10 protein-coding genes and 1 pseudogene are annotated in these 12,496 nt (G+C 42.3%); 1 reads left to right on the forward strand and 10 read right to left on the reverse strand.

Translation table 11 applies throughout. The features are described from left to right. Window positions 1-4: 4 nt before the first annotated feature. From glyS to H7T98_RS02275, 6 genes are all read right to left on the reverse strand, one after another. Window positions 5-2,041, reverse strand: a complete 2,037-nt coding sequence (gene glyS, locus H7T98_RS02250) for a glycine--tRNA ligase subunit beta (protein WP_049545791.1) — start codon at window positions 2,039-2,041, stop codon at window positions 5-7. 281 nt (window positions 2,042-2,322) lie between these two features. Beyond that, the gene (glyQ, locus tag H7T98_RS02255) at window positions 2,323-3,240 is read right to left on the reverse strand and encodes a glycine--tRNA ligase subunit alpha (RefSeq protein WP_002886077.1); all 918 of its coding nucleotides are present in this window, start codon (window positions 3,238-3,240) and stop codon (window positions 2,323-2,325) included. A 455-nt stretch (window positions 3,241-3,695) separates the two neighbouring features. After that, the gene (locus tag H7T98_RS02260) at window positions 3,696-4,940 is read right to left on the reverse strand and encodes a hypothetical protein (protein WP_201061171.1); all 1,245 of its coding nucleotides are present in this window, start codon (window positions 4,938-4,940) and stop codon (window positions 3,696-3,698) included. A 105-nt stretch (window positions 4,941-5,045) separates the two neighbouring features. Next, window positions 5,046-6,194 (reverse strand): N-acetylglucosamine-6-phosphate deacetylase, encoded by a 1,149-nt coding sequence (gene nagA / locus H7T98_RS02265; protein ID WP_201061173.1) that lies wholly within the window; start codon window positions 6,192-6,194, stop codon window positions 5,046-5,048. Between the two features lie 84 nt (window positions 6,195-6,278). Further along, on the reverse strand, window positions 6,279-7,910 hold the full coding sequence (locus H7T98_RS02270; RefSeq protein ID WP_201061175.1) for a Na/Pi cotransporter family protein: 1,632 nt from the start codon (window positions 7,908-7,910) through the stop codon (window positions 6,279-6,281). Window positions 7,911-8,047: 137 nt separating this feature from the next. Beyond that, window positions 8,048-9,124 (reverse strand): SH3 domain-containing protein, encoded by a 1,077-nt coding sequence (locus tag H7T98_RS02275; RefSeq protein WP_201061177.1) that lies wholly within the window; start codon window positions 9,122-9,124, stop codon window positions 8,048-8,050. A 224-nt stretch (window positions 9,125-9,348) separates the two neighbouring features. On the opposite strand from H7T98_RS02275, the gene H7T98_RS02280 reads away from it, so the two are divergent. After that, entirely contained in the window at window positions 9,349-9,855 is a 507-nt protein-coding gene (locus H7T98_RS02280) for a YgjV family protein (protein ID WP_073689636.1), read from the forward strand. 20 nt (window positions 9,856-9,875) lie between these two features. Here H7T98_RS02280 and H7T98_RS02285 read toward each other — a convergent pair whose 3' ends face one another. The 4 genes and pseudogenes from H7T98_RS02285 to H7T98_RS02300 all read right to left on the reverse strand — a co-directional run. Next, window positions 9,876-10,685, reverse strand: a complete 810-nt coding sequence (locus H7T98_RS02285; RefSeq protein ID WP_201061178.1) for a Cof-type HAD-IIB family hydrolase — start codon at window positions 10,683-10,685, stop codon at window positions 9,876-9,878. A 164-nt stretch (window positions 10,686-10,849) separates the two neighbouring features. Continuing rightward, window positions 10,850-11,428 carry an HD domain-containing protein gene (locus H7T98_RS02290; RefSeq protein ID WP_201061179.1) on the reverse strand — a complete coding sequence of 193 codons (579 nt, stop codon included), beginning with the start codon at window positions 11,426-11,428 and terminating at the stop codon, window positions 10,850-10,852. A 16-nt stretch (window positions 11,429-11,444) separates the two neighbouring features. After that, window positions 11,445-12,101 (reverse strand): glucosaminidase domain-containing protein, encoded by a 657-nt coding sequence (locus H7T98_RS02295; protein ID WP_070475625.1) that lies wholly within the window; start codon window positions 12,099-12,101, stop codon window positions 11,445-11,447. Between the two features lie 123 nt (window positions 12,102-12,224). Then, window positions 12,225-12,463: pseudogene (locus H7T98_RS02300) on the reverse strand (ammonia permease); the annotation flags it as partial. Between the last annotated feature and the right edge of the window lie 33 nt (window positions 12,464-12,496).

The raw sequence follows: 12,496 nt of genomic DNA on the forward strand, positions 1-12,496 counted from the left end.
ATCATTATTTTGTGTTCAATTGGTTGAAAGCTGCAACAGCTTTGGCTTTGGCTACAAGACCTGCAAGAAGGGCCAAACGGTTGTTTTTAACCGCTTCATCTTCTGCCATGACCATAGTGTTGTCAAAAAAGGCATCGATGACTGGGCTAAGAGCAAAGAGCTTAGCCAATTTGTCACTAGCTGAACCAGTCAATTCAAGCTCTTCAATCGCTTTAGAAAGGGCTTTTTCTTGGTCATTTTCAAAGAGACTGGCATCGACTGCTACTGAAGCATCTGCTTTTTCTGCCAAGTTGAAGGCACGTGAGAGTGATTCAACAGCTGCCTTGTAACCATCAGCCTTAGCAGCTTCTGAGAGGGCGTCAGCTGCTTCAAGCATATCCGCAACCACGAAGTTTGAACCAGCAAGAACGGCTTCTTTGATATCTTTTGATGTGCGTCCCATCATCTTGTCCACACGCGCTTTGATGAAGTTGATTACTTCTGCTTGATTGTCATAAGAAAGACTATCAAATGAAAGGGCGTAAAGGCTGTCGATCAACTCATCCATAGGGATGTGCCAACCAAAAGCATCCAAGATACGAACAATCCCTTGCGTTGCACGACGAAGCGCATAAGGGTCATTAGAACCTGATGGAATCAAGCCAACTGAGAAGAAGGAAAGGAGAGTATCCAATTTATCTGCAAGCGCAAGGATAGCACCAACCTTAGTCTCTGGAAGAGCTCCGTCTGCTGAATCAGGAAGGTAGTGCTCACGGATAGCTGTCGCAACCGCAGCATCCTCATCAGCAAGGAGGGCGTATTTTTCACCCATGATTCCTTGCAATTCATCGAACTCTCCGACCATACCAGTCAAGAGGTCAAATTTATAGATTTCAGCTGCACGCGCTACGGCTGCCGTTTCTTCGGCAGTCAAACCAGCTTGCTCAGCCAATGACGCGGCAATGACACCAGCACGGGCCATGTGTTCTGAGAGAGAACCGATTTTTTCATGGAAAGTCACGTTAGCCAATTTAGCAACGAGGTCTTCAATCTTAAGTTTTTGGTCTTCACGCCAGAAGAATTCACCATCTTCAAGACGGGCCACCAATACTTTTTCATTTCCTCGAATAACATTTTCCAAGTGCTCAGCGTTACCATTACGGACTGAGATGAAGTTTGGTTTAAGCTTACCGTCAAGGTCACGTACAACAAAGTAACGTTGGTGCGTTTCCATTGATGTCACCAAGACTTCTTCTGGAACGTCCAAATACTTAGTATCGAAACTTCCCATAAATGCAGTTGGATATTCGACCAAGTTCAAGACTTCATTCAAAAGTCCTTCTTCGATTTGGACTTGAACACCTTGTTCTGCCTCGATAGCTTTGATTTGCTCACGAATCATGTTTTCACGTTCTTTGCTATCCGCAATCACGTAAACGGTACGAAGGTCTTCTTCATAAGAATCCGCATTGGTAATTTCCACTTCATGTCCAAGGAAACGGTGTCCACGACTCACACGACCTGACTGGATATCCAAGAAATCAAGGTCAAGCGCTTCATCACCCAAAAGAACAATCAAGGTGTGAACTGGGCGAATGTATTCAAAGGTGTTGTTAGCCCAGTGCATGCTAACAGGGAAGGTCATTGAAGCAAGCACTTCTGGAACGCCAACCAAAACTTCTTTAGCAGGTTTTCCAGCTTCGTGTTTAGTAACATAAACGTACTCTTCACCTTTGACTTCACGGAATTCGATATCGTCAACAGTCAAGCCTTTCCCACGGACAAATCCTTGCGCCGCTTTTGAGAAGTTACCTTCTGCATCCAAAGCGATTTTCTTAGAAGGGCCTTTAAAATCTTCGGTCAAATCGGATTGTTGATCAGCCAAACCAATCACACGGACTGCCAAACGGCGTGGTGTTGAGAAGGTTTGAATGCTTTCGTATGAGAGACGGTTGTCATCCAAGAAGGCTGCCATTTTCTCCCCGAGTTGTTTTTCACTTGGTGTGACAACGTAGGCTGGCAACTCTTCAAGTCCAAGTTCTACTAATAAGTTTTTTGTCATGTTTCTTCCTTTACAAAATTCTTTTTTTGATAGGCGCCTTAGGTACTGGGGACGTTGCTAACTAACTTTGTGAGGCTGTATGGAAATCTGGTGTCTCCTTGACAGCGATTTCCAACAGTCTCATCAAAGTGGATTTAGCTAACTGATTTTTGAACCTAACGTTTCAAAAATCCCCATATACCATTACGGCAGTGCCTATCCCTTTAGCAAGTCTTCAACTTGCCTCTGGGTAGCCATGTGGGCTCACTTTGTTTGCCCATTTTCCATTCTTGTAACGCTTATTATTCTTCCTCTTCTGCTAGGAGTTTTGCGCGTGTGGCTTCGTCAAGAAGTGGGTAACCAAGTTTCTTACGTTCTGCGACGAAGGTTTTGGCCACAACACGGGCCAAGTTACGGATGCGGGCAATGTAACCGGCACGTTCTGTAACAGAAACAGCGCCACGAGCATCTAGCAAGTTAAAAGTATGTGAACATTTCAAAACGTAGTCATAGGCAGGGTGAACAAGACCCAATTCCAAGGCACGTCCTGCTTCTTTTTCAAATTTTTCGAAGTTTTCAAGAAGCATGTCTTGGTCAGAAACTTCAAAGCTGTATTTTGAGTGTTCGTATTCTGGTTGAAGGAAGATTTCCCCGTATTTAACGCCTGGAGCCCACTCAATATCGTAAACAGAATCTACTTCTTGGATGTAAGAAGCCAAACGTTCCAAACCGTAAGTGACCTCAGAAGTTACCGGACCAGTTGCCAAACCACCAACTTGTTGGAAGTAGGTGAACTGAGTGATTTCCATACCGTCCAACCAAACTTCCCAACCAAGACCAGCTGAACCAGTTGATGGGTTTTCCCAGTTATCTTCCACGAAACGAATATCGTGTTCCAAAGGATTGATACCCAATTTTTCCAATGACTCAAGGTAGAGTTCTTGGATGTTTGATGGTGATGGTTTCATCACCACTTGGAATTGGTGGTGCTGGTAAAGGCGGTTTGGGTTTTCCCCGTAACGTCCATCTGCTGGACGACGTGATGGCTCTACATAAGCCGCATTCCATGGTTCAGGACCAATGGCACGAAGGAAAGTGTATGGACTCATTGTTCCCGCACCTTTTTCATTATCATAAGCCTGCATGAGCATACAACCCTGGTCATTCCAGTATTGTTGCAAAGTCAAAATGATTTCTTGAAATGTTAATTTCTTAGACATTAAATACTCCTTGATTTAAATGATTTCTTGCGACACGAGTCTGCCCCGTCGATTATACGAGGCAAGACGAGTTAGTACTGCGTCTAGCTCAGGCATCCTAGTGCTGAGCGTGGGGCAGTCCGACTATAAGGAGGTATCTGCCACTGACGCAGTGAAAGGTTAATTTCTTAGGCATTGATACTCCTTAATTTAATATTAAATCCGTGACTTAGAATACAAAAAGAACCGTGTCTCTGCTCCTAAGTCGTTTGACCTAGGGGCGTCAGAAACGCGGTTCCACCCTAATTTATTACTTCATTTTATCTGTTGTACTCAGCTCTTTGCTGAGAGAAAGCGCCACTTACTTACTTTGCTCTACCTGGCTCTCACTATCCCAAGCTCGCTAGAAAAACGCCATAAGCCCTTCTTTCTTGTCAGTATTATAGCAGAAATAGGGAAACTTGTAAAATAAAATTCTAATCCTTCTTACTGATTCCCATTTCCTGACGAACATGTGCATGGGAATCTTTATGGAGAATGTCATTATCAATAATTGAGGCTTCTCGAAGTTCTTCGGCCTTTTTCTTGTCTTGATGGGTCAAGTCTTGGTTGGAATCATAAGACTTCTCAACGATAGACAAGAGATGATTTCGAATTTCCTTTTCCTTACGAATTTTGGCTTTTTCGCGGTAGCTAGCCACAACTAGCACGACCAACATCAGCATTCCCAGATAACCAATAATAGGATACATAACCGCTACCAGTTGACGGAAGCCCATGAAGGAAATAGCAAAACCGGCAAGGGCAAATGCAGCCACAAAGAACTTGAAGCGCTTCTCACTACCTGCTGAGAAGCGTTTCCCAAGGGCATAGTAGAGACTAAAGACAGTATTAAAAATCAATCCAAAGATCACCAAGGCGTAAAGTGTTGCAAAGATAGGGTTCACTTCCTTAGCAATAGCCAATATTGGAACATCTGAGCTAGCAATTTTATCACTATTAGCAAAGAGAATCAAGGTCGTGACGAAGAAAATCACACCAACCATAAATCCTCCCCAGGCTCCACTCTTTTCAGCTTCATTGATTTTGAGAATAGAGCCACCCATGACAAAGGCCATGGCTATGGCTGACATGACACAAACGGCAAAATAGTTAACCACAGATAGCCAAATACTCGGAAAAGGAGATTGAATGGTTTGCGACACCTTATCCATCTCAGCAAAATCCCAATGACGACCTAAAACATTGGTCACGAATATCATGGCAATCATAACCAAAATCATAGGGGTGAAAACTCCAATAACACCGATGATTTTTTTGAAATCTAGGAAACTCACAAAGATAGTCAGAGCTGTACACAGGAAAGCACCTACCCAAATCGGAAAGCCGAACTGTTGATTTAGGTTAGCCCCTGCACCTGCCGTCATCACAAAACCAAACAGGAAACAAGTGATAATCAAAGCAATATCCAAAATACGGTAAATCACAGGATGACTGATTTCTGCCAGGACTACCGAATGATCATCTGAGCGGTAATAACTTCCCAGAGCAATCATGAGTCGCCCAAAGCCAACATGCAAGATTCCTAGAACTATGACACCTATCAGTCCCCAAGCTCCAAAACTAACAAAATACTGTAAGAGGTCCTGTCCTGAAGATACCCCCGCACCAATCATTACACCGACATAGGCCAGGGCAATGCTCCAAATACGTTTTGACATATTACCTCCTGTAAAATACAAAGTATTTCTATTTTACACTACTCTGACACCTTTGTAAAAATCAATAAAAAACAGCACCTTCATAAGAAAGTGCTACTCATACTCTTATTTTTCCCAACCTTTTCGTCCATCAACAAAGGTTGCTTGTAATTCCAAGGAGTCATCTAATACAATAAAATCAGCTGGTAAACCTGCTTTTAGGCTTCCGCAAGTATTTTCAAGCCCAACCGATTTGGCTGGAACACTAGTGGCCATTTGTAAGGCTTGAGCAACTGTCACAAGTCCCCAATCAACCACATGTTTGACACCGTCTTTAAGTTGTAAGATAGATCCAGCTAGATTACCACCTTCTTTGAGGCGGGCGGTACCATTTTCAACAATAACAGGAAGTTCGCCTAACATATAGTCGCCGTCCGGACAGCCTCCCGCTGACATACAGTCTGTAATTAGGGCAACTCCTTGAGGTGTCTTTTGCTTGATAAGAACCCTACAAGCTGCAGGGACCACGTGATGACCATCTGCAATCAGCTCACCAATAGTTTCTGGACTATCGAAGGCTGCACCAACCATACCTGGCTCACGGTGGGTAAAGCCACGCATCCCGTTGTAGACGTGAACCCAAACGGACGCCCCGGCTTCCACTGCTGCCACGGCTTCTTCATATGTGGCATTGGAATGACCTAGAGCGATTGTCACACCTTGCTTGGTTGCTTCTTGGATAAATTCAGCTACTCCCTCACGTTCAGGAGCAAGAGCCAATTTAATCAGTTTTCCTTGAGCCGCCTCCTGCCATTCCTTCAATTGTTCCACACTTGGATTGCCCATATACTTAGGATTTTGAGCTCCCTTGTAGGTTTCAGTGAAATAAGGTCCTTCAAAGAAGAGCCCTTGAATTTTTGCACCAGTCTCCTTACCAACCGTATTAGCTGTTGTTTGGCAAATATCCTTCAACTCTTCAAATGGCGCTGTTAAAGCTGTCGGTAAGAAGGAGGTCACACCTGCTGAAAGCAAGGCTTGACTCATGCCTAGAAGACTTTCCTCAGAATTATCCATGACATCATAACCCGCAAATCCATGAATGTGAGTATCTACAAGACCCGGAGAAATCTGATAATCACTGTAATCTAGCACCTCTGCACCTTCTGGTACATTTTCCGTCCAGTCACCAAAACAACTATCCTCAACCGCTAGGTAGCCACCTTCCTTGATTTTATGTTCAAAGTAAAAACGTTTGGCTGAAATATAATAGGTCATAGGACCACCTCTCATCATTTTTCTATGTTTTTAATACGCTTTCATTATAACAAAAAAGCCGAGAAATTTTCTCGACTTTCTCTATTAAATCACACCTTCTGTAACCTTTTCAACAAGGTTAATCGCATGGTCTGCGATACGTGTGTAATGTGAGAGGTAATCAACATAGTTGATACCTGCTTGCGCAGTACACTCACCATTGTTAAGACGTTTGGTATGTATTTTACGCAATTGTTTTTCAAGTTTTTCCAACTCTTCATGGCGAAGGATGACTTGACCTGCAAGTACCTTATCGTCATCTACAACAACACGAATACTATCAAGGGCGATACGGTGAGTACGGTTGTAAACATCCGCAAGCTCAGCCTTGGCAGTATCAGAAAATTCAATTCCCTTATTATGAATGTGTTGTGAAAGGTTTGCACTTGCAACTGCAAGGTCACCAATACGCTCCAAGTCACGAACAGAGTCAAGCACACTTGCCAACACTTCATTTTCAGAAACGCTTAGAGATTCGTTAGAGATGTCAATCAAATAAGTTGTCAACTCTTCGTCAATACTATTAACTGCTGTTTCATACTTCTCAACCTTATCGAAGTATTTTTCATCTCCCTTAGCAAAGAAAGCATAGGAAGCTTCCAAAGACTGGATGGCGTACGATGCCAAGTGCACCAATTCTTTCTTAGCATTACCAAGGGCAATAGCTGGTGCTTGTGTGATAAGCAAACGGTCCAAGTAAAGTGCTTCGTACTTGTTAACCTCATCTTCACCAGGAATAATCTTAGTCACAAGGTAAGCCAAGAGTCCGATGAATGGGAATTGAACAATAGTATTTGCGATGTTAAAAGTACCGTGAGCAAAGGCGATAGTCATCTCAGGTGTCAAACCAAGCACAGACTTAAACCATTGAATCAAGGCTGTGAATGGTACCAAGAGAATCAAACACAAGACCGTCCCAATGACGTTGAACAGTACGTGAGCCCCTGCCACACGTTTAGCTGCAATGTTCGAACCAAGAGCAGCTAGAACCGCTGTAATAGTTGTTCCGATATTATCCCCAAAGAGGATTGGAAGGGCACCTTGCAGGTCAAGCAAACCACCTGAATAGAGACTCTGAAGAATACCGATGGTCGCTGCTGACGATTGAATCAACATGGTCAAGCCAGCACCGATGATAACCCCCATGACTGGGCGATCACCCAAGGTTGCCAAGTAGTCCTTAAAGGCTGTAACTGACTTCAAAGGTTCTACCGCATCTCCCATAAGGTTAAGGGCAAAGAAAATCCCCCCCACACCAAACAAGATACGACCTAGGTTATTAAGCTTCTTATTGCTTGTAAAGAAGAGAAGCGCAGCCCCCAGGAAAATCACTGGAAGGGCATAATCACCTAGCTTGAAACCAATCATGAAGGAAGTTACGGTTGTCCCGATGTTTGCCCCCATGACAATCCCAATAGCCTGACGAAGACTCAAGAGCCCTGCCGAAACCAGACCAACGACAATAACGGTAACCCCTGAACTCGACTGAATCAAAGCCGTCATGACAATACCAATCAAAACCCCTAAAAACGGATTGCTGGTATACTTATCGATGTAAAAGCGCAACTTATCTCCGGCTGCTTGTTGAAGACCATCTCCCATATACTTGATACTAAAGAGGAAAAGCCCCAAACCACCGAGGAAAGAAAACGCAATATCTTGCCAATTTACTGACACATTTTTGTCCTCATTATTTAAAAATTTTCGGTAAAACCGACCTTTCTATTGTATCTATTTATTAAGGAATAGACAAGACTTTTTCCACAAAATAATAGAAAGATCAGAAGAAAATCTGACCTTTCTAGATGTCTCATTTAATCCACTTGAACATAACGGCGAACACCACTATAGCTGATGTAAGAAATCCAACTATGACCGTCTTGAGTAACCTTCATATCAAAGTTAATCTTATCGCCTGCTTCTAAGTAAAATTCAACTGGAGCTGTATCACTAGGAGTATTTTTGACAGCTGTACGTTTGGTAAGCGTGTAGCTACCCGATTCTGCTATACCACCATCAATTGGAAGTTGATTGTCAGTAACTGTCACGTCTTTAGGTAGCGTCACATTATCTGATTCTTTAAGGTAGACTTTTGTTCCACCAGTACTGGTTACTTGAATGGTATCTTGTTCGTAGCTTGGACCAGAAACAGCTACCTTTTTAGAGACAAAGCTAATATCTCCAACAATACCAGAGGTGTCACCCCTATCTCTTGAAAGGGTAGCATCATACTTACCTGAACCCTCTTGATAATTATCTTTCGGATGCACATAATTGTGAACTGTCGCTTGGCCTTGGGCAGTGATATCTCCTACTAGGCTGGTGTTATTAAAGACCAGACGACTGCCATCACTGGACTTCCAAGTTCCAGCAATACTATCAAACTGACCACGCGCTACCGCACTCACATCCATATCCACGGTGGTTACTTGCGTATCCGTTTTAGCTTGAGCTTGACTGCTAGATTGACTACTTGAAGCTTGACTATCACTTGAGCTCTTTGGCGATTGGGATTGACTGGCTGAAGATTGACTCTCGTTTGATGATTTAGGTGCTTGGGACTGGCTGCTTGAGGGAACTGATGAACTCTTTGAAGATGATGACTGAGCCTGACTACTACTCGAACTTGGGGCAGAAGCCTTTTGACTACTTTGCGTGCTTGAAGACTCCGTCTTTGCACCCGAAGATTCCTTGACCTTAGCGCTAGACTTGCTAGTCTTACCGCTATCTTTACTGGATGTTTTAGCCTTACTTGATGAGGTCACCTGGCTGCTCTTAGGCGTCTTATCTGCTGAACTCGATTCCTTATGGCTGGAACAGGCCGTCAGCAAAGCCATTGAGTAAAGGGTAACCATGGAAAGCACGATTGCTTGAGAAAATTTGTTTTTCATAATTATTTCCTCATTTCTAGTCTATCGTAAAAAGTAAAGATAGGACCTATGTCACAAGGCAACATCGGGTTCTCTCTACTTTTAAAGGAACAATCATTTCTACACTTTTATTATATCATTTTCTAATGTAAACGCTAATATATTAGGATTGTAAATTCTAAAAAAGAGATGAAAATCTCTTGAATCCTTGTGATATAATGGAGACAAAAATTGAAAGTTATATCATGACAATCTATCTTCTAGCACAAATATTCTCAGCCATCGGAGCTCTCTGTGTCGCTATTTCCTCTTTTGCAAAATCAAAACATAAAATGCTCGTCTGGCAAATTACCGACTACATTTTTACTGCTATTGCCAACCTCTTATTGGGTGGCTATACCGGTGCTTTAACCATTAGTATTTCCATCATACGTAATAGCTTGATGGTCAAAAAGAAGATGACCAAGACTATCTTGACCATCCTCATCGTTATTCAAATCATTGTAGGAACCTATCTCAATCAACTTGGACTTATTGGCTATCTGCCAATCATCTCTTCAGTCTCTTATAGTTTAGCCATTGCCATCACACGAAACCTTCAGTGGCTTCGCTGGGTCATTATTGAAAATATGTTACTTTGGCTGATTTACGATTTGACCATTAAGGCCTACCCAGCTGCCGTCACTGATGTCACCATCACACTGACTACTCTTGTTGCCATTATTAAAAATCGAAAAACCTTTAGCAAATAATAAAGCTAAAGGTCTTTTTCTTATAGAGCCCAGGTACGAATGGCGTGCGCCACACCTGCCTCGTCATTAGTCAAGGTAACATACTTACACAAATCTTTAATGTCGTCACTAGCATTTCCCATGGCAACACTTTGACCGACGAATTGAAGCATTTCAAGGTCATTAGCAGCATCACCCAGAGCCATGATTTGATCTGGAGCAATTCCAAGTTTTTCCGCTAAATGCTTAAGTCCACTGGCCTTAGTTGCCCCCTGTGGCATGATTTCAAAGATATAGTCTTGACTACGAACTGTGCTATAGCTCTGACTAAGTCCATCTTGCACGACGTTTTGGAAGGCGTCCAAAGGTTCAGAATCTGCCATATACATGGCTTGGAAAATCACTTGCCCTTCCGCAAAGATTTCTTCCAAACTCCTAGCTTTCGCTTCTGTGAAGACAGTGCCAGCATCATAAGCTACTAACTCAGGCACCTCATCGCCCACAACATAGTAAGTCTTTTCTCCAGTCAAGGTTAGAGCCACCTCTGGAAAGTCTTCGCAAGCCTGCAAGAGTTCTTCCATCTCAGTGCGAGATAAACTTTCATATTGTAGCAAGGTCCAATTTTTTGTCTCATAAGTTGAACAACCATTGTTCATGATAATATACTCTTCTTCACTCAATCCTAATTTCTCAAAATGTGGAAGAATGCCTGAACGTGGGCGTCCTGTACAAAGTACGATTTTAATGCCTGCCGCAGCTGCTTCTTGAATAGCCTTAATATTCTCTTCAGGAATCTCTTTTTGGCTATTTAAGAGCGTCCCGTCCATATCTATTGCAATCAATTTAATCATACTATCTAACCTTCTCTCTTTCAAGGGAGTGCAAAAATCCATCGAGGTGTGCATCTCAATTCCTAATGTAACTACCTCCATTATAACACATAAAAATCAAAAAAGACGTGCCGAATCGACACATCATGTTGTCTATAAACCATTCCGTAGGGGGCCAATTGATATTATAAATATAAGCCCTTTTCTACACTTTCCTGAACCAACTCTTCAGTCAGTTTCCATAACTCTTTAGATTCACCTTTTATAAATTTTTTCTTTTCTAATACCATGTCTGAACTAATATTATCTGGATTATAATTACATTCTGACACTTCCAAGTGATTTATTAATGGTACCAATGCGTCAATGACTCTTGCATATCTTGCCTCAACACTCTGCCCTTTTTCAAATTCTAGCCAAGATTTTTTCATATTCAAATATTTTTCTTCTGGAAGGATGCTCATTGTTTTTTTAATAGATTCTAGCTCTCTATCATGAGAGTGAACCTTTTTTTTATCGTCAAAAACCCAAGTATCTCCAGCATAAATCTCACCTAGATCATGAATCAGTAACATAGAAATGACCTTTTCCATATTCAATTTTTCAGGATAATAATCTTGAAAAACCATCGCAGCTATCGCACCCTGCCAGGAATGCTCAGCGCTATTTTCAAATCTTCCATCAAGGGTTCTATTAAATCTTGTTACGGACTTCAATTTCTCTATTTCTTTAATAAAATCAACTGTTTTATCTAAATCACTCATTGTCGCTCTCACCTTCCTAATAAGTGTCATAAATGGTTAACTGGTATTGTTCAATGATGCTGTTTAATTTTTCTCCATAGGTTGTATCCGTAGCGTAGACCCCTGTTAGGGCAGCTGTGGCATCCTTATAATTCTTAGTCTTGGAACGGTGTACCCCTACATAGTAGCTGCCCTCAAGGAAGTCTACGTAGTCCTGTAAAGAATTTTCCACAGAGCCATAAGAACGAAAAGCTGCATCAATGTAGTAAGGATTGCCCTTACCATCATCCTCCCAGGTTGGTAGGGTCACACTTTGACCATTGTAGTCCCCCTTAATTCCAAAGAAGTTATAGGACGGCTTCTGACTCAAAGTAGATTGTCCAGAGTCAGATTCCAAGATGGCCTGAGCAATCATGACAGATGCATAAAGATCGTTTCTAGCCGCCAAATAGCGGGACGTCTCGCCAATCTCGGCAATAAAAGCAACCGTCGTCTCATCCGTAGATGTCATGTTCTTTTCCATGGTCAACCTTGGAAAATTCAAACTAGCAAGGAGTCCCAATAAGGCAAATAGCCCAATAAAAATCAGACTCCACTTCTGGAAAAATTTAGGAAAGAGCAAGAAAGACTTCTTTTTCTTTTTAGTTTTCTTAGGTCTAGCTTTCGACTTGCTTTTCTTTTTTCCTTTTGCCAATTGGTCACCCCCTCAATCATACTAACTTCTCTAAGTATATCAAAATTCACTAAAAAAGACCCAAACTAACCGGTTTAAGCCTCCATTATATTATATGGCGTCTCCACCGCGTTCACCAGTACGAATACGGATAACACTCCAAATTGAAACAAAACCTGCTCCAGGTGTGATTGCAACTAGACCTGCTACTAAACCGGTTGAACCACCAACCAAGGATGGATGTCCTGTGACATGTTTTTCAATTGCCAACCATGAAAACATGGCTGCAGCAGCTGACACATGAGCGGTTACTAGCGTGTGAACTGCCAACCATTAGCAGCCAAGGCTGATCCTGCATAAAAGCCAAACCAACCAAACCATATGTGCAAAATATTTTATGTCAGATAATATAACAC

Source organism: Streptococcus sp. 23.2 (genome assembly GCF_016648665.1).
Classification (GTDB): domain Bacteria; phylum Bacillota; class Bacilli; order Lactobacillales; family Streptococcaceae; genus Streptococcus; species Streptococcus salivarius_E.

Coding starts and splice junctions, on each gene's coding strand:
- glyS (WP_049545791.1), bottom strand. CDS start 2,041: ATGACAAAAAACTTATTAGTAGAACTTGGACTTGAAGAGTTGCCAGCC.
- H7T98_RS02275 (WP_201061177.1), bottom strand. CDS start 9,124: ATGAAAAACAAATTTTCTCAAGCAATCGTGCTTTCCATGGTTACCCTT.
- nagA (WP_201061173.1), bottom strand. CDS start 6,194: ATGACCTATTATATTTCAGCCAAACGTTTTTACTTTGAACATAAAATC.
- glyQ (WP_002886077.1), bottom strand. CDS start 3,240: ATGTCTAAGAAATTAACATTTCAAGAAATCATTTTGACTTTGCAACAA.
- H7T98_RS02280 (WP_073689636.1), top strand. CDS start 9,349: ATGACAATCTATCTTCTAGCACAAATATTCTCAGCCATCGGAGCTCTC.
- H7T98_RS02290 (WP_201061179.1), bottom strand. CDS start 11,428: ATGAGTGATTTAGATAAAACAGTTGATTTTATTAAAGAAATAGAGAAA.
- H7T98_RS02285 (WP_201061178.1), bottom strand. CDS start 10,685: ATGATTAAATTGATTGCAATAGATATGGACGGGACGCTCTTAAATAGC.
- H7T98_RS02260 (WP_201061171.1), bottom strand. CDS start 4,940: ATGTCAAAACGTATTTGGAGCATTGCCCTGGCCTATGTCGGTGTAATG.